The sequence below is a fragment of the Paucilactobacillus salsurae genome (assembly GCF_054784995.1).
The window spans coordinates 180,780-205,847 of the sequence record NZ_BAAHWX010000003.1 but is presented as its reverse complement, the minus strand read 5'-3'; the positions used below and the strand labels follow the sequence as shown (position 1 = coordinate 205,847).

Annotated in this window: 25 protein-coding genes; 6 read left to right on the top strand and 19 right to left on the bottom strand. The window is 38.9% G+C overall.

The genetic code is table 11. The features are described from left to right. Window positions 1–775: 775 nt before the first annotated feature. The 4 genes from ACYVQZ_RS04595 to ACYVQZ_RS04580 all read right to left on the bottom strand — a co-directional run bounded on the left by ACYVQZ_RS04595 (window position 776) and on the right by ACYVQZ_RS04580 (window position 5,049). The gene (locus ACYVQZ_RS04595; protein WP_461240225.1) at window positions 776–2,086 is read right to left on the bottom strand and encodes an NCS2 family permease; all 1,311 of its coding nucleotides are present in this window, start codon (window positions 2,084–2,086) and stop codon (window positions 776–778) included. 106 nt (window positions 2,087–2,192) lie between these two features. Continuing rightward, complete coding sequence (locus tag ACYVQZ_RS04590; RefSeq protein ID WP_461240224.1) at window positions 2,193–2,492, bottom strand: hypothetical protein; 300 nt, start codon at window positions 2,490–2,492, stop codon at window positions 2,193–2,195. Beyond that, window positions 2,492–3,862: a vWA domain-containing protein gene (locus ACYVQZ_RS04585; protein ID WP_461240223.1), complete on the bottom strand. Its 1,371-nt coding sequence runs from the start codon at window positions 3,860–3,862 to the stop codon at window positions 2,492–2,494. Before ACYVQZ_RS04585 ends, ACYVQZ_RS04590 begins: the two co-directional genes overlap by 1 nt. Continuing rightward, a complete protein-coding gene (locus tag ACYVQZ_RS04580; RefSeq protein ID WP_461240222.1) occupies window positions 3,862–5,049 on the bottom strand; it encodes an ATP-binding protein in 1,188 nt (395 codons plus the stop codon). The genes ACYVQZ_RS04585 and ACYVQZ_RS04580 overlap by 1 nt, the downstream gene beginning before the upstream one ends. A 213-nt stretch (window positions 5,050–5,262) precedes the next feature. On the opposite strand from ACYVQZ_RS04580, the gene ACYVQZ_RS04575 reads away from it, so the two are divergent. Further along, the gene (locus ACYVQZ_RS04575; protein ID WP_461240221.1) at window positions 5,263–6,654 is read left to right on the top strand and encodes a glutamate--cysteine ligase; all 1,392 of its coding nucleotides are present in this window, start codon (window positions 5,263–5,265) and stop codon (window positions 6,652–6,654) included. Here ACYVQZ_RS04575 and ACYVQZ_RS04570 read toward each other — a convergent pair whose 3' ends face one another. Beyond that, window positions 6,655–7,281 carry a DNA-3-methyladenine glycosylase gene (locus ACYVQZ_RS04570; protein WP_461240220.1) on the bottom strand — a complete coding sequence of 209 codons (627 nt, stop codon included), beginning with the start codon at window positions 7,279–7,281 and terminating at the stop codon, window positions 6,655–6,657. It lies immediately after the preceding gene. 58 nt (window positions 7,282–7,339) lie between these two features. On the opposite strand from ACYVQZ_RS04570, the gene ACYVQZ_RS04565 reads away from it, so the two are divergent. Beyond that, window positions 7,340–7,705, top strand: coding sequence for a DUF488 domain-containing protein (locus ACYVQZ_RS04565; RefSeq protein WP_461240219.1), 366 nt, complete (start codon window positions 7,340–7,342; stop codon window positions 7,703–7,705). Between the two features lie 23 nt (window positions 7,706–7,728). Continuing rightward, window positions 7,729–8,469, top strand: a complete 741-nt coding sequence (gene yaaA / locus ACYVQZ_RS04560) for a peroxide stress protein YaaA (RefSeq protein WP_461240218.1) — start codon at window positions 7,729–7,731, stop codon at window positions 8,467–8,469. 41 nt (window positions 8,470–8,510) lie between these two features. On the opposite strand, the gene ACYVQZ_RS04555 is transcribed toward yaaA, so the two are convergent. The 6 genes from ACYVQZ_RS04555 to ACYVQZ_RS04530 form a co-directional block, all read right to left on the bottom strand. Continuing rightward, a complete protein-coding gene (locus tag ACYVQZ_RS04555) occupies window positions 8,511–8,687 on the bottom strand; it encodes a hypothetical protein (protein ID WP_461240217.1) in 177 nt (58 codons plus the stop codon). Window position 8,688: 1 nt separating this feature from the next. Beyond that, the gene (locus tag ACYVQZ_RS04550; RefSeq protein ID WP_461240216.1) at window positions 8,689–9,378 is read right to left on the bottom strand and encodes an NAD(P)H-dependent oxidoreductase; all 690 of its coding nucleotides are present in this window, start codon (window positions 9,376–9,378) and stop codon (window positions 8,689–8,691) included. 3 nt (window positions 9,379–9,381) lie between these two features. After that, on the bottom strand, window positions 9,382–9,702 hold the full coding sequence (locus tag ACYVQZ_RS04545; protein ID WP_461240215.1) for a hypothetical protein: 321 nt from the start codon (window positions 9,700–9,702) through the stop codon (window positions 9,382–9,384). 62 nt (window positions 9,703–9,764) lie between these two features. Then, window positions 9,765–10,076 carry a DUF7671 family protein gene (locus ACYVQZ_RS04540; RefSeq protein WP_461240214.1) on the bottom strand — a complete coding sequence of 104 codons (312 nt, stop codon included), beginning with the start codon at window positions 10,074–10,076 and terminating at the stop codon, window positions 9,765–9,767. 118 nt (window positions 10,077–10,194) lie between these two features. Further along, window positions 10,195–11,490, bottom strand: a complete 1,296-nt coding sequence (gene purB / locus ACYVQZ_RS04535) for an adenylosuccinate lyase (protein ID WP_461240213.1) — start codon at window positions 11,488–11,490, stop codon at window positions 10,195–10,197. Continuing rightward, window positions 11,490–12,791 (bottom strand): adenylosuccinate synthase, encoded by a 1,302-nt coding sequence (locus ACYVQZ_RS04530; RefSeq protein ID WP_461240212.1) that lies wholly within the window; start codon window positions 12,789–12,791, stop codon window positions 11,490–11,492. The genes purB and ACYVQZ_RS04530 overlap by 1 nt, the downstream gene beginning before the upstream one ends. A 192-nt stretch (window positions 12,792–12,983) precedes the next feature. Between ACYVQZ_RS04530 and ACYVQZ_RS04525 the strand changes: the two genes are divergently transcribed. Beyond that, window positions 12,984–13,958 carry a GMP reductase gene (locus ACYVQZ_RS04525; protein WP_461240211.1) on the top strand — a complete coding sequence of 325 codons (975 nt, stop codon included), beginning with the start codon at window positions 12,984–12,986 and terminating at the stop codon, window positions 13,956–13,958. A gap of 45 nt (window positions 13,959–14,003) precedes the next feature. Here the strand turns inward: ACYVQZ_RS04525 and ACYVQZ_RS04520 are convergent, their stop codons facing one another. Further along, on the bottom strand, window positions 14,004–14,255 hold the full coding sequence (locus ACYVQZ_RS04520) for a hypothetical protein (RefSeq protein WP_461240210.1): 252 nt from the start codon (window positions 14,253–14,255) through the stop codon (window positions 14,004–14,006). A gap of 129 nt (window positions 14,256–14,384) precedes the next feature. On the opposite strand from ACYVQZ_RS04520, the gene ACYVQZ_RS04515 reads away from it, so the two are divergent. Beyond that, entirely contained in the window at window positions 14,385–15,533 is a 1,149-nt protein-coding gene (locus ACYVQZ_RS04515) for a MalY/PatB family protein (RefSeq protein ID WP_461240209.1), read from the top strand. A 34-nt stretch (window positions 15,534–15,567) separates the two neighbouring features. On the opposite strand, the gene ACYVQZ_RS04510 is transcribed toward ACYVQZ_RS04515, so the two are convergent. The 3 genes from ACYVQZ_RS04510 to ACYVQZ_RS04500 all read right to left on the bottom strand — a co-directional run bounded on the left by ACYVQZ_RS04510 (window position 15,568) and on the right by ACYVQZ_RS04500 (window position 19,680). Then, complete coding sequence (locus tag ACYVQZ_RS04510) at window positions 15,568–16,761, bottom strand: MFS transporter (protein ID WP_461240208.1); 1,194 nt, start codon at window positions 16,759–16,761, stop codon at window positions 15,568–15,570. Window positions 16,762–17,027: 266 nt separating this feature from the next. Continuing rightward, window positions 17,028–18,722 carry an oleate hydratase gene (locus ACYVQZ_RS04505; protein ID WP_461240207.1) on the bottom strand — a complete coding sequence of 565 codons (1,695 nt, stop codon included), beginning with the start codon at window positions 18,720–18,722 and terminating at the stop codon, window positions 17,028–17,030. Window positions 18,723–18,819: 97 nt separating this feature from the next. Continuing rightward, on the bottom strand, window positions 18,820–19,680 hold the full coding sequence (locus ACYVQZ_RS04500; protein WP_461240206.1) for a LysR substrate-binding domain-containing protein: 861 nt from the start codon (window positions 19,678–19,680) through the stop codon (window positions 18,820–18,822). A 123-nt stretch (window positions 19,681–19,803) separates the two neighbouring features. Here ACYVQZ_RS04500 and ACYVQZ_RS04495 point away from each other — a divergent pair, with 123 nt between their 5' ends. Continuing rightward, window positions 19,804–20,832, top strand: a complete 1,029-nt coding sequence (locus tag ACYVQZ_RS04495) for a YeiH family protein (RefSeq protein WP_461240205.1) — start codon at window positions 19,804–19,806, stop codon at window positions 20,830–20,832. Window positions 20,833–20,887: 55 nt separating this feature from the next. Here the strand turns inward: ACYVQZ_RS04495 and ACYVQZ_RS04490 are convergent, their stop codons facing one another. The 4 genes from ACYVQZ_RS04490 to ACYVQZ_RS04475 all read right to left on the bottom strand — a co-directional run bounded on the left by ACYVQZ_RS04490 (window position 20,888) and on the right by ACYVQZ_RS04475 (window position 25,008). Next, window positions 20,888–21,886 carry a D-2-hydroxyacid dehydrogenase gene (locus tag ACYVQZ_RS04490; RefSeq protein WP_461240204.1) on the bottom strand — a complete coding sequence of 333 codons (999 nt, stop codon included), beginning with the start codon at window positions 21,884–21,886 and terminating at the stop codon, window positions 20,888–20,890. A gap of 52 nt (window positions 21,887–21,938) precedes the next feature. Then, complete coding sequence (locus ACYVQZ_RS04485) at window positions 21,939–22,688, bottom strand: glucose 1-dehydrogenase (protein ID WP_461240203.1); 750 nt, start codon at window positions 22,686–22,688, stop codon at window positions 21,939–21,941. Window positions 22,689–22,769: 81 nt separating this feature from the next. After that, window positions 22,770–23,924, bottom strand: a complete 1,155-nt coding sequence (locus tag ACYVQZ_RS04480) for a DUF998 domain-containing protein (RefSeq protein WP_461240202.1) — start codon at window positions 23,922–23,924, stop codon at window positions 22,770–22,772. Window positions 23,925–24,051: 127 nt separating this feature from the next. Continuing rightward, window positions 24,052–25,008 carry a Dyp-type peroxidase gene (locus ACYVQZ_RS04475; RefSeq protein WP_461240201.1) on the bottom strand — a complete coding sequence of 319 codons (957 nt, stop codon included), beginning with the start codon at window positions 25,006–25,008 and terminating at the stop codon, window positions 24,052–24,054. Window positions 25,009–25,068: the final 60 nt, after the last annotated feature.

The window sequence follows — 25,068 nt, the reverse complement described above, 5'->3', positions numbered from 1 at the left end:
TCACTTTCTGGTTTTGCAATGAAAGATATTACAATTCTAATATAGTTACATATACCAAAACTTATGATCTGCTTCAGCTCGCGATTTGTGTTCATTATTTTTTTCAAATTCTATTCATCAATTTTTAATATTTTAATAATTCAAGTTTTATTTTATCTATCATTTCCAACTTTATTCACTAATTACACAATTTTGTACTGAACATTTGCATCAATTAAACATTTAGGCAAAATAAAAAAGGTCGTGAGTTTTCATCATGACCTTTATTGCCAACGGTTATCCTTAGCCCCTACAACAAAATCAGAATGAGATAATTTTGTTCGAGATTGATTGGATCTCGGGAGTTTGTGATAAGTTCTATTTGTAATTTATGTTAAAGCCCCGCTAGACTAACACAAATGTAAATTCACCAAACTGTGTGACCTATCCAGAACCGTGGCTTGCACATGAGCTATCTCTATCTGTTTTCATAATATGCATCCCCTTTACTAGTGTCTTACTTTCATTTTTTAATTTTAATAAAAAAAACCGCGCCCTTGTAATTAACAAGGGCGCGATACGCTGTACCACCTTAGTGTTTATCTCTTTGATAACGTTCTTAAAAGAACGGAAACTTTCAACCTAGAAGCTGTCTTCGCACATTCAATCCTACTACGACCTTCCACCAACGCCGCTCGCTAAAGTAATGAAATATGCTACTAATTCCTCATATTTGGTATTTTATATTTGATTACAGTGAATCATAACGCGTTTTGATAGCGCTGTCAAGTTCTGTTTATTCAATATTTAAAATCCACATAAACCCTATGAACACAAAGAACAACAGGTACATGATTGGATGAACTTCTTTGCCGCGTTTTGCCGCAATCATTGTGATTGGATAGACAATAAAGCCTAACGCAATCCCATCAGAAATACTATAAGTCAGTGGCATCCCTAAGACAATCAGAAATGATGGAATGGCCACTTCCATTTTATCCCATGAAATGTATTTCAGTGACTGGGCCATTAATACCCCAACAATGATCAGTGCTGGTGCAGTTACTTGATTAGTCACCACAGACAGAAGTGGTGAGAAAAACATCCCGAAGATAAAGAGAATTCCAGTCGTGACAGCAGTTAATCCCGAACGACCACCCACGGCAATTCCGGCTGATGATTCAACGTAAGCACCAACAGGCGAAGTTCCTAAAATGGACCCCGCTAACATGGCAGTCGAATCTGACATCAAGGCTTTTCCAACGCGTGGCATTTTGTTATCTTTCATAAAACCAGCTTGTTGGGCTAAACCAACCAATGTACCGGCTGTATCAAAAAAGGTAACCAGCAGGAACGTGAGCACCACGACCCATAATTGCACGGTATTGATATCACCGATATGTTTAATGCCAACTCCAAATGTTGGTGCGAGACTCGGAGCTCCAGCAATAAATTGTTGAGGCATCGGAATTAATTTAGTCACCAGACCCAAAATGGCAGTCAATACCATCCCGATAAAGATTCCACCAGGAACGCGTCGTACTAGTAGGATTGCAGTCACAATCAAACCAAAAATAGTTAACCAAGTCGTTCCCACACTCAGTGATCCGAGGCCTACAACAGTTGATTTGTTGGCCACGATTAAACCACCATCGTGTAAGCCTAAAAAGGCAATGAATAATCCAATCCCACTGGAAATGGCGTACTTTAAGTCGCTTGGAATCGCATCAATAATTAATTCACGTAGTTTGAAAACAGTGATGATTAAGAAAATAATTGAGGCTACAAACACACCAGCTAAGGCTGTCTGCCATGGTACCTTCATTCCAATAACAACTGAATAAGCAAAGAACGCATTAATTCCCAATGCTGGTGCTGTGGCAATTGGGTACTTCGCCAAAATCCCCATCAACACACAACCTAATGCGCTGGCTAATGCTGTCGCGGTAAACACCGCTCCTTTGTCCATGCCAGAAGCGCCCAAAACGCTAGGATTAACAAACAGGATATAGGCCATTGAAATAAATGTGGTAAATCCTGCTAAAATTTCACGTGAAACATTTGTATGTAATTCATCTAATTGAAAATATTTTGCAATAGAAGACATCGTTACTCCCCATTTCCATTAATTCGTTTTATCGAACGAAACAACATAATATATCATATAATATTCGGAATTAGATGTAAAGTGTTCCTGGAGAAAATGATTCGATTTAATCAAACGGACGGAGCAATTCTTGCTTGGCACTCGCGGTTAACCATTGATCATGATGATTAATAAATTTTTGCACATCTGCGTATTCATCTAGTTGGTAGTGACCTGTGACTAAATTACTTGCTTGCAGTCGTCTGGCAAAAATAACGTCACTATCCTTAATAAGATCGCTGAAAAGATGATTTTCATCGGTTTGCCAGTCTTCTAATAGTAACTTGATTGCTCGCTGATAACGTTTGTCATGGACTAAGACTGATTGCATATCACCAGGCGTTAAAAATTTAATTTGGTTTGTCATTATTTATTCACCACTTTTTGAAAGTTTTGATCATTCACTAATGAAACAACACGGCCAACGGGATGCTTCAAGGAAAACTCAGATAAGTCAGTCGTCAAAATCCACAACACATTACTAAAGTTAAATGGATCAATGGTCGCTTCTCCCCACCCATCAGATAAAATAACTGCTAGAACTGAATTATTTTGGGCATGTACCTGCTTAAGATAGTCAAAAACGCTCTGAAAACGCGTGCCACCCCCACCTAGCCGCTGATAACGAATTTGGCTTTGACTTGTTAGCTCATAAGCCTGTTGAGTATTAACTTTCGTATCAAAGGTTAGGACCTTAATGTTAGCTTCATAAACCTTGGTCATGTTCTTAATTTCATTCAAGAGATAACTAATTTCAGTTTCGCTCATTGACCCTGAGTTATCGACAAACACCATAATGTTAACGACTAAGTTAGTCACTTGGCCTGGTAAATCCATGCGTCGTGGTTGTCGGCGGTTAAAACGACTATATGAATCTCGTTTGCCTAATGGCATATTGCCAATTGAACGTTTCAGTAATTGACGCCAGTTTAAACTTGATGGTGCATCGATTTGCGCTAGTTCAGCCACAACATCCCCTGGCAACAAGCCACGTTGTTTATCCGGCGTCTGCTGCCAAGCCTCATTTAAAAGATGACGAAGTTTGGCATTTTGAACTGTGATGTTGGGTTGCGATTCTTGCTGTTGCCAACCACTATGAACATCCAATTGTACATCATCAGTTGGGTTATTGTTCGTGTTTTGCTGCTTTTCTTGTTCAATTGGTTGATTTAATTGAAATTGTTGTGACTGTCTTTGATTGCTTTTAGCAAAGTGCCCGGCTTCAATTAACTTTAAATAAACTTGCGAATCCGCAAAACTCGGAATTGAATCTTCCGGTAATAATTCTTTGAGTTGTGGTAACGTTAACGTGTTTTTGGGTGGCAGCTCCAAATATTGATTAATAGCGACATCAGTTGCCATCGCCACATTTTTTTGATGACGAACCATCCGATAACGTAATGGATGTTGCCAAACAATATGCAAAACTTCATGTTTTAATAGCGCCGTCAGTTGATTGCGATTTTCGATTGCGTTGGCAAAGAAAATTGGATTGATGATGAGTTGCAAATTATCCTGGTCAAAACCCAGACCTGCCACTCCTGTTTGATCGGTATGATAGACGCGTGGCACCCGAATTAAAACCTCACCAAATAAACGATTGTCTTGTAGCAAATCGATAACGGCCGCACTCACCATTTTTTCTGTGATTTGGCTACCACTGACTTGATCATAAGTAGCGGCTTGAGTGATTTCAATGAGTTGTTGACGCCATCTTTGAAAAACAGTTCCATTCACTAGTCATCATCCCCAGTGTCATTTCTCGTTGCGACCTGTCCAAAATATTGATAAAGTTTGGCAACCGCTGACGTCGGCTCATCAATAGCGTCATACATAGGTTCCAAGATATCCTTTTGATGTTCTACAGCACCAATTGATTGCACAATTGCAAATTGACCATCTGCACTTAATGTCTGCAATAATTGCAAAAATTTGGCCGCATTAGCATTATTATTTAATGGATATTCATCTGCTTGGGTAATCGTTTGTTGCAATAATTGTTGTTTTTGTACTTCATCTAACTTGCTAAAGTCAGTGACTGTCTGTGGCTGCTCATCTGCAAATAAATTCTCAGGCGTCAGTTCATCTGCTTGTGATTTTAAGAAATTTTCAAAAACAAAGCCCACCGTTTGGCCGAGGTCACCTTGTAAAATATCTAGTTCAATTGCTTGTCGTTGATCTGGCGGCAGTTGATCCAATTGATATAAATGCGTCGAAACACGTTGCCAAGCTCGAGGGGTTGGGTAAAGATCGTCGCCATGCTGACTTGGAAATAGCATGTCGGGTTCTTCCATAATATACGCTTGAACCAGTGCGTGAATGTTGGCTTGCCCATCTGTCATTTGCTTAGCCCAGTGTAGCCAGTCTTTTGATTCCGCACGCATCACTAACCGCACAGTCCGGTCTTTAATCGCTGCATCCCCAGCTGTCACCCCGTAACTAGAGTCTTCAAAGCCGGCCATGGTGGCATCCGGATTTTCTGCAATAATAATGTGCACCTGATCCGGTAATTTAAGTGCATTGATTTCACGTTGTAGCACCAAATTCATTAATTCGCTTTGCACAGCTTGCGTACCCCGATTAAATTCATCTAACAACCAGATAATTGGTTGTGCTGGGTGGGCCTCTGCATATGTAATGATGCTAACCAACGTATGCGAATAACCAAATTGCACATCCGCGAGTTGGCCAAAATGCTTAGTTTGCACAAAGGAATCACTGGTTAATGGTGGTACAGGAATTGCTAAATCACCTTTTTCCGATAAACTCACTACCGTAGTAAAGAGTTTGGCTTGCATTGCGTTAGCAATATCATTAACCAAAGCCGATTTGCCAATCCCGGCTTCTCCGACAATATTGGGCACATTGCCTGCTTTTAAGACCACCGGAATGGCAGTTAATAAAGACTGATATGAAAGACTCATCACGTTTCCTCCCACTTGATTGTAAAGAATGTGAGTTAAAGGTTGATTCTGACCCACAATTCCATTTAATTATTGTTATTATACAAGTTTTACTATTTATTTCAGTAAAAAAATAAGAAGATAAAATTTTAGAATTGATTGTGTATTGTTCACATTCGCGGTACAATATTTACCAATTTAAGACGTACCCGTCAGAAATTGGAGATGATTCAAATGTTCGACGACATCGGTAACATTATCATGGACAACGAAATCGTCGCAACTGCCAGTGATTTTAACATGGGTATCGAAGTTGAAATGCACCGAATTGATGCTTCTGGTAAGCTGAGCGATCGCCCTTACCCACATGCAATTGGTAGTCAGCGCAAAAATAAATACATAAAAAATGATTTCTTACAGATGCAAACGGAAATCATTACCCCAACCACTGCTCACTCTGCTGATGCAATGGATTACTTAATGCAATTAAATGATACGTTACGCAATGCGTTAGCTCCTGATGAATTATTATGGCCACTAAGTATGCCACCGGAATTACCAAAAGATAAAACTCAAATTGCCATTTCAGATGTTGATCCTGATAAAAAGGAATATTACAAAAAATGGGCAGCCATTCATGGCTATACTTCAGGTATTCCGACTGGCGTTCACTTAAACATCAGTGTGAACCAAAAAGTCATGGATGTGATTTGGAAAAAATTACAACACCATACTGAGATGAATCACGCTCAATTTATCAATTATGTCTACGAGAAAATTGTGCAAGGGATCGTTTCATATGAGTGGTTAACCACTTATCTCTTTGGTAATAGCCCAATTGCTGAAAAGAACTTTTTTGATGATGATGGTCCAACAGACCCTGTTCGTAGCATTCGTGAGTCCCATTTCGGCCTGGGCAATAAATTAAAGGGTGATTACTCATCAGTTGAAAACTACATTAAAAGTGTTGAGCAAGGCATTAAAGATGGTGAGCTACTCAACGAAGCTGAATTTCACGGTAGCGTTCGTTTCAAAACAACAGGCAAGCCATTGGCCGATGCCTTAACTAGTGGTGTCAACTATATTGAACTGCGGATGTTAGATTTGGATCCGACCACTGCCGTTGGTGTGCGGACTTCAACGGTTCGTTTCTTACGAATCTTATTGAGTTACTTCTTGATGACTGAGCCACTAGCTAGTCGTGATGATATTGCTGCTAAAATCGCCCAAGGCATGGCGATGAATGAAACGGTTGCTTTGGAAAATCCAAAAGAAACCACCATTTATCAACATGAGGGGCAAGAATTGATGGAAAAATTGCAAACGTTTGGCGCAACCATCCACTGGGGCCCTGAATATCAAGAAGTCCTCGATATTATGCAAGATCGTCTTGATAATGCAAATCTAACGCCCAGTGCCACCTTATGTGACCACATCAAAAATGACTCACTGCGTTTATACGCACTGCGGGTCGGCAGTCGTTACCAAAATCGAGCACATAAAAATCCGACACCATTTAAGGGATTCGAAGAAAATCCCGAGATGCCGGAAAATGAATTGCGAAAAGAGTTATTTGATAAATCTGGGCGGCCAGCCAAGTTTCATCCTGGCCAGGCAGACGATTAACTAGCTCCACCCGCGTGACGTGAAATCCATGTCACGCTTTTTTGTTTGTGACACGTATGGATTATGCGCAACATAATAACGGTACGGGTGTAATCCGGTTTTGGCATTAGCGTTAACGCCAATGCGTGCACTGCTCAAAATATTGGCTGGCGTTTGACCATCAGTAATATCAACGGTTAATTTGGCCTGTTCTAATGGCTGCATGTTCATCTCTTTTGATTGAACACCCAACGCCTGCATCAATTTTCCTGGGCCATTGGTAATATTGACGCCAGCCACTGGTCGATTTTCTTGCATAATGGTGAGGCCTTCTTTAGGTTCGATCGCGCGGATTAAGACTCCTTGGGGCACATCCTGATCTTGGACAGCAATGTCAAACATGTATTGGCGATGCAATTGATAAATATAAATGGTAGCTGGTGGTCCATATAAGGGTTCCGTAAAGGAGGTTCTGCGACCTTTGAAAGCATGGGCTGCCGAGTCATCTTGACCTAAATAGGCTTCAGTTTCAACAATGTACCCACTCACTACGCCATTTGGACCATCGTACCTGAGAATTTTACCTAATAGTGCTTGGGCAATCTCTTGCGTTGGTCGATTTGTAAAAAATGTTTGATAAGGTGTCATTGCGTATCCCTTTCCAAATTTAAGATGTGTTGTAAGATAAAAGATGAGGTGAACAATCATGGAACTAAAAATTGAACGCATTTATACGAAACCAATCGATACCAATGGCTATCGCATTTTAGTTGACCGCTTATGGCCCCGTGGTATTTCAAAGGAAAACGCCAAACTTGATCTGTGGCAAAAAGAAATCGGCCCTTCTAACGAACTTAGAAAGTGGTTTGGCCATGATCCTGCCAAATTTGATGAATTTAAAGAAAAATACTTAGCCGAGTTGGCAAATAATTCTGAATATCCTAATTTTATCAAACTTGTGCAAACGCAGCTCAAAACATCCAATGTCATTTTATTATACGGCGCTAAAGACGAAACACACAATCAAGCTGTTATTTTGCTTGAGGATCTACAGCATCATTTGGCACAATAAAACTAAATTCTGAGGTTAACTTCTTGAAAATTATCATTGCCCCAACTAAAAAAATGCAAGTCGATCTAGATTCTTTTCCTGTTCAAGCTAAGCCGGAATTTTTGCAACAAGCCAAACAGCTACAAGCTTGGATGAAGTCATTAGATTATCAGCAATTGAAAACGCTTTGGCATTGCAGTGATAAATTGGCTCACGAAAATTATCAACAATTACAAATTCAAAACCTGGATGATCAGTTAACGCCGGCAATTCTAGCGTATGTTGGTATTCAATATCAGTACATGGCACCGGATTTATTCACGCAAGCTGCATTAGATTATATTCAAGCAAATTTGTGTATCTTATCAGGCTTTTATGGTATTTTACGCCCATTTGATGGCATTGCGCGTTATCGCTTGGAAATGCAAAGTAAGGTTACATTGCCTAGTTACGATAATCTATACGAATTTTGGCAGCAGCAAATTTTTGATATCTTGGCACCCCAACCCGAAACTATTATCAATTTAGCTTCCGTTGAATATGCTAAAGCAATAACACCCTACTTGCGATCGTCTGACCACTATATTACCTGTCTATTTGGTGAGCTACAAGATGGTAAGGTAAAACAAAAAGCCACTGCCGCAAAAATGGCTCGTGGCGAGATGGTTCGTTTTATGGCTGAACATCAAATTGAACAGCCGCAGGACTTAAAAAAATTTGATCGGTTAAATTATCGATTTAGTACCAAATTTTCTGACGAAAATACGTTGGTATTTTTACACTAACAGCTTAAAAGAAGTGATGGTTAAAAACCATCACTTCTTTTTTACCATTTACCCGGATTCCACATACGACCATCTAGTTCTGCTTGTTTTTGATCAATCCGTTTTTGTTGTTCATGCATCACTTGTTTCACTGCTAGTAAAAGTGAGACCTCTTGAAAACTTTTACTCGTTTCTGCGAGTTGTGTCAGTTCTTGGTTAACCCATGCTTGTTTTTCCACGCTAGTCGTCCTCTTTATTTCTCATCAGTTTCAAGGCCCAATTTAAATCATCAATCGCATCCATATTATCTGTTAACGTTTGTTGGATGGCACTCAAGCGTGCTTTACGTGTTTCATCTGATTCGCGCGCAATGAGTTGCTGCAATTGTTCATTAACCCACTGCTGTTGGCCAGCAAAGCTGGCGAATGCTGAATTAGTCACATATTGTTGATAATTCACTAATAGTTGTTGCTGTTGCTCCTGTTCTAAGTATGCAAATTGATACACCACTAGTGGTGTGAGATAGGTCATTTTTAATTTACTAGCCATTGCTTGATACGGTCTTAACAATTCAGAAAGTGTAAATTGTTCACCTGCTCCAGCTTGAAAATCATGCTGAGCATCCCCGGTTGTAACCACTAGTCCTAATTCTTTACCTTGCAGCGCAAACTGGTCCCCTGTTGCATAGGAACTGGTCAAAACGTCATCTAACCACTTTTTTAAAATAGCTGGTGCACTGTACCAATACAGTGGAAACTGAAAAATAATACGATCATTTTGACCGATTAATTCACGTTCGCGTTCGACGTTAATCGAGGCCCCCAAACGATGCCAAGTGACTGTACTAAAATCGGCCACCGCCGCTTTAAAAAATTGTTGCGTAGTAGAATCATCATATTTAGGATGGGCAATAATTACTAAAGTACGCACACACTAACCTCCAAAAATTAATTCAATCTGACCTTTGCGCGGGGCAAAGTTAATCCCTAAAATTGGCTGCCGCAAAATTTTTTCGTACTCACTTAAAACATCAGTGGGTAAGGGTGTATGGTTAGCAAATTTTGTCAGTAATTCATCTACTGTAAATACACTTTTTAAATTAATGAAAATATCAATACTACCAACTACGTCCCGAATCAAATCGGTTAATAATCCGTTTGGTTTACCACTATCATCAATAATGACAATTTGTGTCGTGCCAATTTGGCGATGATTTACATGAATCATCTTTAGTGCCGTGAATACATCAAACATCTTGCCCGCTCCTCTTTTTTCTAAATATACTATGAATTTTTTGTAGTTACTAAATTATTTTGTTATTGCAATTTTCTGGCATCTCGAAGCTGTTGTTCATTAATCGATTCATTCGTAAATCGTTGCAGTGGGACTTCTTGGTGACGATCTTTAAAAGCCATCTTTTCACGATCAATAATGGCCACCAGCAAATCATTTTCTGTCAAAAAAAGTTGTCCCACTGCTTTAAAGTGACCTTTCGTATGTTTTCCTGTTCGCCAAGTGTGCAATTTGATTTCATGATGTGCATCATATTTAAATTGATACTGCCCCGAATTATCTTGTTCAACTGGAATTCCAAAATAACGATAAACTTCATATTTGGCTTTTGTCATTGTCGTCACCCGATTAATGTGATAGCTCCATTATACAATTAATAATATACAATAATAGTCAAAACAACTCATCTCTAAATAAAAAGATGAGTTGTTTTATAAATATTTTTATGAAACTTTAATTTAATCCGACACGGTCAAATATTTGATCTACAAAGCGCAAATGATAATGATAATCAAAAGCATCATCAATTTCCACCTGCGATAAGCGCTTTGAAATCACAGGATCCTTTTCAACAAGTGGTTTAAACTGCACCTGCTCGTCCCAAGATTTGGCCGTTAATTTTTGCACTGTATCATAGGCCTCTTCACGTGAAAGACCCGTTTCAATTAATTTGAGCAAGACTCGTTGGCTATAAATTAAACCATACGTCCGATCCATGTTTTTCTTCATGGTCTCTGGAAAAACAGTTAAATTTTCAACAATTGACGTAAAACGGTGCAACATATAATCGATTAGAATCGTGGTATCAGGTAAAATCACGCGTTCCGCAGATGAATGCGAAATATCACGTTCATGCCATAACGATACATTTTCGTAGGCTGTTTGAATGTGGCCACGAATCACACGCGCTAATCCCGTCACATTTTCAGAGCCAATTGGGTTGCGTTTGTGTGGCATTGCAGAAGATCCCTTTTGACCGGCACTGAAATGTTCTTCCACTTCATGAATTTCTGATCGTTGAAGTGAACGAATTTCGGTAGCAAACTCTTCAATACTAGTGGCGATTAGCCCTAACATCGCAATATATTCAGCATGTAAATCACGCGGCAAAACTTGACTAGCAATTGGTTGCTGAACCAAGCCTAGTTCGTTTAAAACGTTGGTTTCAACATCTGGAGTGACATTAGCAAACGTACCAACAGCACCACTAATTTTGCCCGTTTCAACTTCTTTAGAAATACGTTTAAAGCGGTCAATATCACGTTTAATTTCGGCATACCAGCGTGCTAATTTTAAGCCAAAAGTGGTTGGTTCAGCATGGACGCCATGCGTGCGTCCCATCATGACTGTCATTTTGTACTTACGGGCTTGCTTACCGACAACTTCTAAAAAGCGATCCAAGTCTTTGCCAATAATGGCATTCGCTTGTTTTAACAAGACACCATTTGCTGTATCAACAACATCTGTACTGGTTAAACCATAGTGAACCCACTTTTTTTCAGCGCCTAGTGATTCTGACACCGTTCTAGTGAACGCTACAACATCGTGATGCGTTTTTGATTCAATTTCTGCAATCCGTTGGACAGTAAACTTAGCATTTTCAGCAATTTTTTGCGCATCTTCAGCAGGCACTTCGCCTTCCTTAACCCAAGCATTCGTCGCTGCAATTTCAACTTCTAGCCAGGCTTGATACTTATTTTCTAAGGACCAAATTTTTCCCATTTCTGGGCGTGTGTAGCGTTCTAACATTATTTGTCCTCCTTAACATCCCAAGGATCGGTAATAATAATTGTTTGGTTACGGTCTGGGCCAACAGACACTGTGGCAAGTGGTGCATTTGATAATTCAGATAAGCGATTCAAATAATTTTTCGCATTTTGTGGTAGTTCATCATAGTTTTTAATATTGGTAATATCTTCAGTCCATCCTGGAAATTCTTCGTAGACTGGCACACATTTTTCCAATGTCTTTAAATTAGCTGGGTAATAATCAATTTTTTGCCCATCCAATTCATATGCTGTACAAATCTTAATCGTATCTAATCCAGTTAAAACATCTAGCAAGTTCAAACTTAATTGACTCAACCCTGAAACACGATTTGCATGGCGCATGGCCACACTGTCAAACCAACCAATTCGGCGTGGTCGTTTCGTCACTGTTCCATATTCATGACCAGCTTCGCGAATGGTATCACCGATTTCATTATTGAGTTCTGTTGGAAATGGACCATCGCCAACACGCGTTGAATAAGCTTTGCAGACACCGACTGCTTGTGAAATACGGTTAGGCCCAACACCAGCACCGACTGCCGCACCGCCGGCAACCGGATTTGATGACGTCACAAATGGATAGGTGCCGTGATCAATATCTAACATCACACCCTGTGCACCTTCAAATAAAACGTTTTTGCCTTCATCCAATGCTTCATTAATTAAAACCGACGTATCTGTCACGTAGTCTTTTAATTCTTGGCCATAGGCATAATATTCATCAAAAATGGCTTGAAAATCGACAGCTGGTTTTTGATACATTAATTTAAAGAGACGATTTTTTTCATCGATATTTTCTTTTAATTTGGTAGCAAATATTTCCTTATCAAGTAAATCTGCAAAGCGAATACCAATTCTTGCCACCTTATCCATATAGGCAGGCCCAATTCCTTTATGGGTCGTCCCCACTTTTTGATCGCCCTTTGCTTCTTCTTGATACTGATCAAGCAAGATATGGTAAGGCAATAACACCTGGGCCCGACTGGAAATGCGCAACCCCTTTGGATCTACATCGTTATTTTTTAAATAAGTTAATTCTTCTAAAGCGGCCTTTGGATTAACCACCACGCCATTGCCTATCACACTTAATTTATCCGCAAAAAAGATACCGGACGGAATTAAATGTAATTTAAATGTTCTTCCATTGAAGGCAATTGTATGGCCAGCATTGTTTCCCCCTTGGTAACGGACAATGACCCCTGCTTTTTGACTCAGGTAATCAGTCATCTTTCCTTTTCCTTCGTCACCCCATTGGCTTCCGACAATTACTGTTGCTGTCATAACTACACCTCATCATTTTATTATTCTCATACCCATCTATTTTAACAAGGAACGTAGTTAGGGTCAAGGTAAACACGAACATTATTTTTTTGTTTTTTATTAATGTACGACTTTTTTGTTGACTTTTTGTAAGAATGTCTGTATATTCGATAGGTGGTTTAGAAAAACGAACGATACTAAGGAGTTAGGTATATGGAAACTTTTGACTACGATGATATTCAACTAATCCCAAGTAAATGCATTATTGAAAGCAGAAGCGATGCTGATACGAGTATTCAATTTGGTCCCCGCAAATTCAAAATTCCAGTGGTGCCCGCTAATATGGCGAGCGTGATTGATGAAGAATTAGCAATTTGGATGGCTGAAAATGATTATTTTTATGTCATGCACCGTTTCAATCCAGAAACGCGGCTAGCCTTCGTTAAGCATTTACAAGATAAAGGCCTATTTGCTTCTATTTCGGTCGGCATTAAAGATAGCGAATACCACTTTATTCGTGACCTTGCCGCTGCTAATTTAACTCCTGAATACATTACCATCGATGTTGCCCATGGTCATTCAGACTATGTCATCAAGATGATTAAATTTATTAAAAATCAATTACCGGGGTCTTTTGTGATTGCAGGTAACGTGGCAACTCCTGAAGCTGTCCGAGAATTAGAAAATGCCGGTGCAGATGCTACTAAAGTTGGCGTTGGGCCTGGTAAAGCCTGCATTACTAAACTAAAAACCGGTTTTGGGACTGGTGGCTGGCAATTAGCTGCACTTAAGTGGTGTAGCAAAGCGGCCCGTAAACCGTTAATTGCTGACGGTGGTATTCGTCACAATGGTGATATTGCTAAGTCTGTCCGCTTTGGTGCTTCGATGGTCATGGTTGGTTCACTACTTGCTGGCCACGTTGAATCACCAGGAAACATGATCAAAATTGATGGTAAGGACTACAAGCAATACTGGGGTTCCGCTTCAGAAACACAAAAAGGGGCCTATCGTAACGTTGAAGGTAAGCAAATGTTAGTGCCATTCCGCGGTAGCATCAAAGATACCCTATATGAGATGCAAGAAGATTTACAGTCATCGATTTCTTATGCTGGTGGCAAAGACTTACAATCACTTGAAAAAGTCGATTACGTAGTTGTTAAAAATTCAATTATGAATGGCGATTATTAAATTTAAAAAGGGTTACACACTGATTAATCAGTGTGTAACCTTTTTTCACATTCTTAAATATTGAATAAAGCGCCAAACGCTCCATATGAATACGACTAGTTCAAACACAATAAACACGAAATAGCCAAAGACAAAATTGCTGGCGCCACTGGCAGTGCCCATAATCATAATTTGTGCGACCGTCAAAGCTAATTGACTAAATGCCACAAAAGCAAACGCTTCAATTACAATGAGTCCTGCAAAAATCAAGATGCCCGTTATTTTTATATTAAGAAAATGCGTGAGCTTCGTTTTCATTAACCTATCTCCTTGAACTGAACAGCTTTAATCATACATTGAATACCTGGTATTCGCAATTTTAGTGTTTTATTTTTAACTAGCAACAATGTTAGAATGAAATCAGCACATTTTTCAAGGAGTGATAACATGTCATTTGATACGATTGTTGATCGATCACAAACAACTAACCATAAATGGGCTATTACTAATGAAAAAGGGCACCAAGATGTCATCGCAATGACAATTGCTGATATGGATTTTGAAACCCCAGACTTCGTTTTGAATAGTCTAGTCCCTAAATCTCATATTTTTGGGTACGACTCTCCAGGCACCGATTATTATCAGAGTATTATTAATTGGCAAGCCAAAAACCATCATGTTCAAATTAATCCTGAGGAAATTATTTCATTAACTGGTGTTTTGAGTGGTGTTTCCACTGCGCTCCGAACTGTAACTGATCCACAAGACAATGTTTTAATTTTCGATCCAGTCTATGCACCGTTTTCTGCAGCAGTGACCAAAACAAAACGCAATTTGGTTGAATTTGATCTCACATTAACCAGCCAAAATCAATATCAAATTGATTTTGCCAAATTAGAGGCAACAATTACTGCCAAAAATATTGCAGCTATCATTTTATGTAATCCACAAAACCCAAGTGGTCATGTTTGGACCAAAGATGATTTATCAAAGCTCGTCGCTTTAGCACAGCAATATCATTTCTTCATTATTTCAGATGAAATTCATCAAGATTTAGTCTTTCAGCCAACCGACTATACTTCGCTATATGAATTGCCTGAAGCTAGTCAAATTAGCACCGTTGTTACTTCAGCTACGAAAACTTTTAACATGCCTGGCGTAAAAAATGCCTATATGTTCGTCAAAAATGAATATCTACGTAACAAGATGAACGATTTGATCGAATCTGAGTTTGCAGGCGGTATTTCAACACCTGGAATTAACGCGACTACTAGTGCATTAACAAATGGGCAACAATGGCACGATGAATTGATGAGTTATCTTAAAAATAATCGCGAGGTCGCAATGCAATTATTCGAAAATTCGCCCATCCACCCAATGCTGCCAGAATCAACCTACCTGATGTGGTTAGATTTTAATAATATCGATTTAACCGAGACGCAAATTTACCAAAAATTAGTTGATGAAGCAGGTGTAGAATTGATTAACGGTTCTCATTTTGGCGCCAATGGTGATAAATGGTTTAGAATGAACTTTGCTACCTCAACTGCGCAAATGACGACCGCAATTAGTCACATTTTGGAAAATTTTAGATAATTAAAAAGCCTGAAACTGATTGTTTCAGGCTTTTTTATTCCCGTAACGGATTATTATCAACTTTGATTTTAATTTGAAAAGCAATTAAGTATGAAACTACCATAAAGACCGCAACCACGATGTATGGTAGATGATAATTCCAATCTAGCAAGGCCCCTGCCATGATTGGTCCAACAACATTCCCAACACTGGTTAATGACATATTCAGGCCATTAATTAATCCTTGATTCTTGGCGCTAATCTTAGTTAGTAATGTTGTAATTGCCGGTCGCAACAGATCAAATGCCGTAAAGTTAATTAAAGTTGCAACCACGACTTCCCACTTCGAGTGGGCAAAAACAATCCACAACGTCCCAACAAAGCTGAATAAGAAACAATAGCGAATCACCTTTGTTTCGCTGAACCAAATAATTAAACGATCAAACATGACAACTTGCATGAATAACGAAATTAATCCATTCAGTGTTAGGACTAAGGCAATATTGTCCAAGCTAAACTTAAATACTTCATTAACGTAAATGCTATAAATACTCTCAAACCCTTGTAAGGCAAAAGACGACACTAAAATCATTAAAAACAAAATAATGACCGGTTTAGTCAAAATAGCCATGAACTTGGTTGGTGGTTCAGCAATATCTGGTCGAATTGGACCACCATCATGATGCACTAGTTCACTTTCCTTAGGCAACATAATTGCTAAAGCAATCGTACTCAGAATTCCTAACACACCAGCTGACCAAAATGGCGCTTTGTAATCGATTTTAGCTAAAATACCGCCAATTCCGGGGCCTAGAATTAAGCCACCACTAAATGCAGCCGATAGCCACCCAATCACTTTCGCACGTTGTTGTTTAGTAGTAATATCAGCTGCCATCGCCATCGCTGTTGGCACCACCATTGCTGCAGAAAGGCCACCGACCACCCGCGAAATGTTGAACATGTATAGTTTATTTGTGATCGCAAATAGAACTTCAGATAACATATACAAAAATAGTCCGACAACCAAAACTGGTTTTCGACCCATTTTGTCAGAAATACGACCCACGATTGGCGAGGCAATGAACTGTGCCAACGCAAACAAGGATGTCATGATTCCCATGTCAGTCGCTGTTAAATGAAGTTCATTCTTGATAAATGGCATGACCGGAATTACTAAGCTAATTCCGAGACAGACCAAGAATTCACTAAAAATTAAAATGAAAATCGCTTGTTTGGTTTTCTTAGTCACAATTGCACCTCCCCATTTAAAATAACCGCACAGTCCAGTATATCGACTTTTTAGTTAAAAGGCTAGCTTGCGCAATTGTGATAAATAAAAAGACCAGCAATAATATTTTGCTGGCCCTTCCTTAATCACATCAGTCGTTTTCACCGTTATTCACGGACGCTGATGTCTTAAGTTGTTTTCCATTAGACAAAAGACATCACCTCCTTTATTGATTGCCACGACTATAGCACCATTTTAGCAGCCGTGCAACTGCTTTGAATTATTAATTATTCAAACATTTTTTTCGTCGCACGAGCCAATACCTTCGGATCTTTATCAAAACGTGGATTCTTGACTAAATGATCCATTGGTACTCCTGCGAAGTGATATGCCGCAATTTCACCTGAACGCACAGCACTTTGTTCGGTAAAGACCATCTGGTAAGGTTGTTCCACAAATTCGCCAGTGAATGCTAAGTTAGTTGAATGTTGTGGAATGACTTCAGGCCGATCAGTTTTGGCACGATTATTAAACAGTGCTGAAGCATATGGCATGTAAACAGGAATATTGTTAATGACACTATCATAGATGTCATCCGCTTTTTCTGAAATATTAAGTGGCCCTGGATCAACTTTTGCTAGTTGCCCAAGCAATTCAGTTAGCATTTCTTTACCTGTCATTTCAATATATGGTTTGTCGACAAATTCACCAGAGCGTCTTGGGTAGAGGAAATAACCCCAAATAACAGACTCGTTTGGTTTTTGGGTTGTAAAGTGTGGTTGATGATGAACCACAATTGACATGTTCACATCTTCATAACCCATTGAACTGATTGGTTTGGTCGAGATAAACGAATTTAAGGCGTTACCAGGTACTTGTGTTGTAATACGGGTAATTTCGTTCAGTAACAGATGATTTTTGGTTGTGAGTGTGAAACTTACCCATTCACTGGCATTCCGGTCCGCAAAGAACTTGTCCGGATTACCTAAATTGTAAAAATGCTCTGTTGCTTTCTTCCATAATCCTGCAGCCGCACCGTAATCCATGTTTTCTGGTGCTGCAGTATTATAATCCCCCATTGTAGCTGAATCTGTGATTGACCCATTTGTGAAGAACACAGCAGTGTCATCGTCAATTTCTAGTTGATCAACATCCCCGGTTTTTGTATTTTCAATGCTCAGTCCAGTAACCGTAATTTCATCTTGCATCGCTGTTTCTTTAAATTGCCAATCCTGGACACGCCGGTTCAAAATAATCTGACAACCTTGTTCTTTCAAGTAATTAATTAACGGTAGCATAATACTTTCATATTGGTTGTAGCGCGTGCGGTTAACACCAACTAAATGTTCAATTTGCGTAAACTCATAAATCATTTGATGCATATAGCGTCGCAATTCTTGTGCTGAACTTTGAATTCGAAAGGCAAACGTTGTTTCCCACATGTACCAAAAATTCGTGGTAAAAATATGTGGTGATGATTCAAAATAATCAGCAATGCTGACATTATCAAGCTTTTCTTCTTGTGAATCGGGCATTAATACTAACCGACTTAACAGCATACGGTCCTTATTGTTCAGACCCAAGTGGCCACCGTTGATAATGCCATTTCCGCCTTGTAACAGCCGCGCTTTATCAAACGTACGGTGTTTAGCATCGAAATCATGTGTATCCTGAGCAGCTGTCATATTGGGTTCTGTCGCTGATGGCACGCGATCCAATAAGTCCATCAAATCAACATAGGTTCGATAGTTTAACATCCGTCCGCCACGGGCAACATAGCCTTTGGTATTTTCCATTGGATGTTGCTTATTCCAATATTCATCCGTTGTTTCATCGGTAGGCGCACCATCATTTGCACCATGATCGTCCAACGCATAGAAGGTGATTTGATCACCTTGCCAGTGTCCTTCTTGAATCAAATACACCGCTGCTGCCATATTCGCCAATCCTGCACCAATCATTACTGCTTTACTTTTAGTCATGATATGCACCTCCGAGATATTTTATGGTTCCTGTTCTTTAATTATATATCGAGGTGCAACTAATGTCCATGGCAATGATTGCCTATATCAACTTTAATTAGTTTAATAATTGTGCAAATTGTTGATACTCGTCAGCAAAGTAACTATTTTTTAAATATACTAAATTCAGTGGATGATGAATGTTAAAATCACGGATGTGAATTTGTCGTAATTCGTGTCGATCAATGGCTTCTTTAACTAATGATTCATACATAAAACTAATGCCCACTCCTTTTTTTAGCAGTGTGGTAATTGACATTGGTGAAGCCACTTCAATTTGTCGATCAAAATCGTTTAATTCAAAATTTTGCGTTGCCAGCCAACTCTTGAAAATATCACGAGTACCAGATCCGGATTCACGAATCAATAAAGGTTGATCAAACAACTCTTCAATTGTTACTCTTTCTGATTGTAATTTTTTCTTGGTGACGCCAATGAAGGGTTCATTCTTAATTTTGATGGCATCAAATTCAACCTTATCAAAATTACCTTCAATCAAACCAAAATCAATTTGACCATTTCGCAATGCTGTTAACACATCATCCGTATTACCAATAATAGTTTGGATATTTTGATTAGCTTGGTCAATTTGTTGAATTAAATCTGGTAATAGAAAAATGGCTAATGATCTGGTTGACCCGATTTTGAGTGTCCTTTGCGTCATCTCGCTATTCAACAATTTCATTAATTTATTAGCTTCCGACTGCGTTTTGTCAACAAACTCTACTAAGTTTTTGCCGGCAGCTGTAATTTGTAGTGTTTGATGTTCATAGTTCACTAATTTCAATGCTAATTCAGCTTCTAAACTAGCAATTTGTTGCGACACAGCGGGTTGTGTCATAAATAATTGTTTAGCTGTTGCTGTGTATGATTTTGTTTTGGCTAACAGGGCCAATGTTAGATAACGTTTATCAAGCATTTTTTCTCCTTTATTCATTATAAGCAAATTTTATTAAGGTACAAATATTTTTAATTTTTACTTATACAGCATAACTGGTAAACTAATTTTATTCAATTGCAAATCATGAGGAGGAGTTATTCAATGCAAGCTTTCGGTGTTTTAAAAACGCGTGAATTTTATTTTGCCGCCCTGTTTACGCTGATTTGTTCTTTGTTAGGAACTTTTCTCGGCGGATTACCTTATCTATCAGTAATCGGAGCGCTGGTATTATCTTTAATTTTAGGAATGGTGGCTCAGGTTGCCAAGCCGGCGATCGATTCAGTTAAACCTGGTATCGGTTTTATTTCTAATAAATTTTTGCGTTTAGGAATTATTCTTTTAGGATTTAAACTTAATTTAATCGATCTTGCCCAGGCTGGTGTGAAAACCATTCTCTTAGCTATTTTCATTGTCACTGGTACCATTATCGTGACTTATAATATCGCCAGAAAATTTGGTGTGGATCCGCAACTAGCAATTTTAGCCGCTAGCGGAACTGGAATTTGTGGTGCTGCCGCCGTAATGGGTATTTCCTCACAGATTCAAGTGACCAAAGAAGAAGTAACAAAAAAGAATGAAAATGATGTTTTAGCCGTTGCGATTGTTGCCATTTTAGGAACTGTCTTTACACTCATCGAAATCGGTATCAAGCCACTATTACACATGACCCCCACTCAATTTGGGGTCATGACTGGTGGTTCATTACATGAAATTGCCCATGCCGTCGCTGCTGGTAGCGCTGGTGGTCCAATTAGTTTAAACACTGCCATCATCACAAAATTATCACGAGTTTTAATGTTAGCACCGGCTGCATTAATCATTGGTTTGTGGTATCAAAAAAATCATTCCACTGTTAAAAATGAAGGCGACACCAAGCTCCCGATTCCATGGTTCATGGCTGGTTTTATTGCTGCCAGTGTCATTGGTACTTTTGTTCCATTAGGTGCAGCTAACTTAGCGCTATTGGTCAAAATTGCCTATATTATTTTAGGAATGGCCATGGCTGCCCTTGGAATGAGCGTGAACTTCCGCGTTATTCTGCAACGTGGTAAAAATGTTTTCCTCGCTGCCATTACCAGTTCAGTGATTCTATTAGTTTGTGTCATTATTGCTAGCAAATTATTCTTTTAAAACTAATCATCAAAAAAAGGAGAGACGCGCGTCTCTCCTTTTTAGTCTCTATTATTTATTTAAAAGCCACTTGACTGTCATCTTGACCTGTTTCAATCAAGTTTTTATTACTGTTCAATGCAAATTGAACCATGTTCTTAACAGCTGTTGTGGTGTAGAAAGCAATATGTGGTGTAACCAACACATTATCTCGTTTCATTAAATTCTTAAGTCGTTCATCTGGAATGTCATCGAAACTACCAAAGTCAGAGTTAAAAATACCAACTTCATCTTCGTAGACATCCAGAGCAGCTCCACCAATCTTACCACTATCAAGACCACGAATTAATGCATCAGTATCCACCAATGCGCCACGAGCTGGATTTAAGAAGATCACACCGTCTTTCATCTTGGCAATTGAGTCATCATTAATCATATGCTCATTTTCTTTGGTGGCTGGTGAGTGAATAGAAATCACATCTGCTTGTGCATAAAGTTCATCTAATGTGTCAACATAAATTCCCTCTTTTTCCAACTCAGGGTTATGGAAAATATCATAGGCGATAATTTTAGCTCCAAATCCTTTATAAATCTGGATGACTGCACGACCAATTCGCCCTGTAGCAATTACACCAACAGTTAACTGACCTAATTCAGTTGCAATATCTGGGGCCCAACGTAAGTCACCCGCTGCTTGTTTTTTATCAAAAACATTGGTCTTACGTAGTAAACGCATTACTTGAGTTATCGTTAATTCAGCAATGGCTGCTGGTGAATAAGCTGGCACATTGGTAACTTTGATATCATTACGTTTGATGGCATCAGCATCAATATTATCAACCCCAACGTTACGAAGTGATAATGATTTGATACCAAAACTTGCAAGCGTATCTAACACTTCAGCGGTGTATGGTTTTTGTTGATAAACTACCGCACCATCGAATCCTTTAGCCTGTTGAACTGTTGTTTCATCTAGCAGTTCACTGACCGCTTTTACTTCAATTCCTTGGTCTTTTGACCACTGATCTAAATAAGGACGTTCATCGTCACGAATACCATAAGCAATAATTTTCATAATGCACCTCCATCATATTTTCCATTCCAAGTTTCTGTTACACGTGAAACCTCTAAGCTCTAACGCCACCATCAACAGTAAACTCAGCACCGTTAGCATACTTAGATTCCTCACTCCCTAAATAGACACAAATTTCACCAATATCTCGTGGTTCTCCTAAATGGCCTGCAGGAATGGTTTTGATAATCATTTCTTTGGCCTCTTTAGGAATAATATTTGTGTCAATCCAACCAGGATGAACTGAATTAACACGAATATTAATTTTGCGTTGCGCAAGTGATAGTGCAACTGCATGGGTAAACATTCTCGTTCCACCTTTGCTAGCTGAATAATCAGGCGCCATTGGTAACCCTACCAATCCAGCTACCGATGACACATTGATAATGGATCCATTACCATTATTCGTTTCTTTCATCGCGTTAATAGCTGCTTTCACACCTAAAAAATTACCAGTGAGATTGATATTGATGGTATTCTGCCAAGCGGCAAGATCCATATCTTCGATTGGTTGTCCACCGCCACCAATTCCGGCATTATTCACCAGAACATCTAATTTACCAAACTTATCAATGGTTTCTTTAATAACTCGTTGCCAATCCGCTTCATCAGCCACATTCTGTTGAACAAATAATGCACGATCACTGCCAAATCTCTCAACCGCTTTTTTTCCGCCATCCACATTGTGATTAGCCGTAATAACGATGTTCGCTCCTTCGCGAATATAGCATTCGGCGATACCCAGTCCTATACCGGCAACACCGCCTGTGATGACTGCTACTTTGCCCTTTAATCTATCTGCCATTCAAATACCTCCACATAATAATAATGAAACTATTACAATTTCTAGTATAATATGTAAGCGTTTTCTTAGCAAAGATTTAACTTATTTAAGTTTCAATATAAATACAGACGTTGCCTCTTTAACCAATAGCTGCAAGGCTTCAAATAATAATAAAATCCAGCCAAATGCCAGAATGAACGAAACAATTTCAAATGCAGTTAGGGACCAATAATGAAACACTTGAAAAGTTAAACTACCAACAAATAAAATCACACCAATGATATACGAGGTCATCAGAAATTCTGTATTAATTTTCGGCAATAACCACCGGATACCCACAATTAAAATAATAATTAAATAGACTAAAATGCGGGCCAACCAGTCATGTAACACATGAAATTGGGCGTCATTGGGAAAAACACCCACGGCCCCGAGGTCTACCGCTGTTAAAGTTAATAATATCCGTAATGTAATTAAACGCCAGGTATTATGAAAAGTATGCTGGAGTGACACAAATAATAAATCAACCAAGGCAACGGTTAATAACGCTGAGAAAATCAGCGTCAAATTAAATTGCCAACTGTTACTTGCCAACTGTGTTCCTAAAAAGCTGAGATTATACTGCCACCAACGTCGTTGACTATTGGAGGCCATTGAAATAATCACACCTGTCGTAATCACCAGTATCAAGAGTGATGTGAGCATAGTGGTCGAAAGGGACCGTGCTGCTAAAATCATAAAATAATTGCTCATCGCATTAAACACAAAGAAAATAATCATGGCTGTCACGAGATCAAACGATGCGCCATCAAAAATCGTGCCAAAGACCCAAAAAATTCCCAGAAGCGCAAACGATAACATTAGCGCAAACGAGATCACAATTGTCGGAAAGTTACGCCAGTAGATGTAGCGCGAATAAATATTATCCGAGTGACGACGGCTTTTAACAAAGAAAATGCCAAATAATAAAATACCCGTAATGACTCCTAAAATAATAACGGCTGTGGCAATTGACCGTTCTCCCGTTAATTTTAGTTGCGCAACTTTTAAATTAAGAAAATAACCGTAAAAAAAGACAGCTGACAGTAATGCTGGAATAATCGCCCACCACACAGATGATGGTTGCGATTCTTCTGGTGTCATCGGTTTAACTAGCGCATCCCCAGCACGTAAGGTTAATTTAATATCATCACCAGATTGCAGATGATATTTATCAATCACTTCAGTGGGAACTTCAATTTTTAGCTTTTGACTCATTTTATCCTCCAAGATCTAACATACTTTCATTATAAGTGATTCCTTAATAAATAGCAGTTAACTCGCTAACCTGGCTGAATAATTGCACAAAAAAAGAATGTAGCAACGCTACATTCCGTTAGAAAACTTATTCAAAACTGCCATCTGCAATTTCTTCTAACAAAGTTCTAGAAGGAATAAAGAATAATTGTCCGGATAAAATATCTGAAAAAGTAAGCAAGAAATCATTGGTATCAAGCATCTGTTGTAACATCAGTCTCGTAACAGTCCAATGTCTTGCGTAACCCATAAAGTAAGTTCCGGTATTGTCAGAAGCTGGATCAGAATAAGGTACATTCATGCGAATGATTTTTTGTTCTTCGCCATCGACTTCGACTTTTGAACTGACATTATGTGCATTTTCGTATTTGTCGTCATCTTCTAATTCCAAATCATTAAATTTTTCACGGCCAACGGCTTTTTCTTGGTCTTCGGTCTTCATTTTTTCCCAGAAGTCCATATTATGACGCCATTTTTGTGCAAACGCATATGAACCATTTTCAAATTGTGGATCCTCATCGCCAATCAAAGCGTAGTCTTGAGCGTCTTCAACAGCTGGTGCTTCTGTACCATCGATAAAACCAATAATCGCACGGCCTTCAAAATAACGAAACCCTTTTGTTTCATCAACGACATCAGTAATATCTTTCAAAAATTTACTAAATTGCGTTTGTGCTTCATATACAACTGCTTCATTACTAGCGCGAATGTGAAAGAAAATATCTCCTTCACTAGCTGGCATTTCATATTTAGGGCCTTTTAAGCCTTGATAAGTTTCTAATTCTTTTGGTTTAGGTGCATTGGGGAATAAATAATCCCAGGCACTATTACTAAACCCGATTGCCACCTTTAAACCTGATTCAGATTCTAAGTGTGAATCTCGAATTCGTAGTGATCGAACAATTGCTTGGCTACGATCAGCAAACTCACGAACAGCAGCTTGATCCTTTGCTTGATCCTCTCGTTTTAACTTTAAAACTGTAAATTGAACGTGTTGACCAACGTCTTTCCAGACATCTTGAGCTTTTTTGGCATTGATTGGCATTGAAAATTCCTCCTAATGATTTGTTAAGTTCACCTCTCAGGATACTGTAGCTAATTTTAA

Bases quoted from the DNA above. Each gene is read 5' to 3' on its own strand.
- ACYVQZ_RS04515 (WP_461240209.1), top strand. From the start codon at position 14,385: ATGTCATTTGATACGATTGTTGATCGATCACAAACAACTAACCATAAA.
- ACYVQZ_RS04525 (WP_461240211.1), top strand. From the start codon at position 12,984: ATGGAAACTTTTGACTACGATGATATTCAACTAATCCCAAGTAAATGC.
- ACYVQZ_RS04490 (WP_461240204.1), bottom strand. From the start codon at position 21,886: ATGAAAATTATTGCTTATGGTATTCGTGACGATGAACGTCCTTATTTA.
- ACYVQZ_RS04475 (WP_461240201.1), bottom strand. From the start codon at position 25,008: ATGCCAATCAATGCCAAAAAAGCTCAAGATGTCTGGAAAGACGTTGGT.
- ACYVQZ_RS04565 (WP_461240219.1), top strand. From the start codon at position 7,340: ATGGAACTAAAAATTGAACGCATTTATACGAAACCAATCGATACCAAT.
- ACYVQZ_RS04480 (WP_461240202.1), bottom strand. From the start codon at position 23,924: ATGAGTCAAAAGCTAAAAATTGAAGTTCCCACTGAAGTGATTGATAAA.
- ACYVQZ_RS04575 (WP_461240221.1), top strand. From the start codon at position 5,263: ATGTTCGACGACATCGGTAACATTATCATGGACAACGAAATCGTCGCA.
- ACYVQZ_RS04485 (WP_461240203.1), bottom strand. From the start codon at position 22,688: ATGGCAGATAGATTAAAGGGCAAAGTAGCAGTCATCACAGGCGGTGTT.
- ACYVQZ_RS04495 (WP_461240205.1), top strand. From the start codon at position 19,804: ATGCAAGCTTTCGGTGTTTTAAAAACGCGTGAATTTTATTTTGCCGCC.
- ACYVQZ_RS04590 (WP_461240224.1), bottom strand. From the start codon at position 2,492: ATGACAAACCAAATTAAATTTTTAACGCCTGGTGATATGCAATCAGTC.
- purB (WP_461240213.1), bottom strand. From the start codon at position 11,490: ATGTTAGAACGCTACACACGCCCAGAAATGGGAAAAATTTGGTCCTTA.
- ACYVQZ_RS04580 (WP_461240222.1), bottom strand. From the start codon at position 5,049: ATGAGTCTTTCATATCAGTCTTTATTAACTGCCATTCCGGTGGTCTTA.
- ACYVQZ_RS04545 (WP_461240215.1), bottom strand. From the start codon at position 9,702: ATGTTTGATGTATTCACGGCACTAAAGATGATTCATGTAAATCATCGC.
- ACYVQZ_RS04500 (WP_461240206.1), bottom strand. From the start codon at position 19,680: ATGCTTGATAAACGTTATCTAACATTGGCCCTGTTAGCCAAAACAAAA.
- ACYVQZ_RS04595 (WP_461240225.1), bottom strand. From the start codon at position 2,086: ATGTCTTCTATTGCAAAATATTTTCAATTAGATGAATTACATACAAAT.
- ACYVQZ_RS04540 (WP_461240214.1), bottom strand. From the start codon at position 10,076: ATGACAAAAGCCAAATATGAAGTTTATCGTTATTTTGGAATTCCAGTT.
- ACYVQZ_RS04520 (WP_461240210.1), bottom strand. From the start codon at position 14,255: ATGAAAACGAAGCTCACGCATTTTCTTAATATAAAAATAACGGGCATC.
- ACYVQZ_RS04530 (WP_461240212.1), bottom strand. From the start codon at position 12,791: ATGACAGCAACAGTAATTGTCGGAAGCCAATGGGGTGACGAAGGAAAA.
- ACYVQZ_RS04570 (WP_461240220.1), bottom strand. From the start codon at position 7,281: ATGACACCTTATCAAACATTTTTTACAAATCGACCAACGCAAGAGATT.
- ACYVQZ_RS04505 (WP_461240207.1), bottom strand. From the start codon at position 18,722: ATGACTAAAAGTAAAGCAGTAATGATTGGTGCAGGATTGGCGAATATG.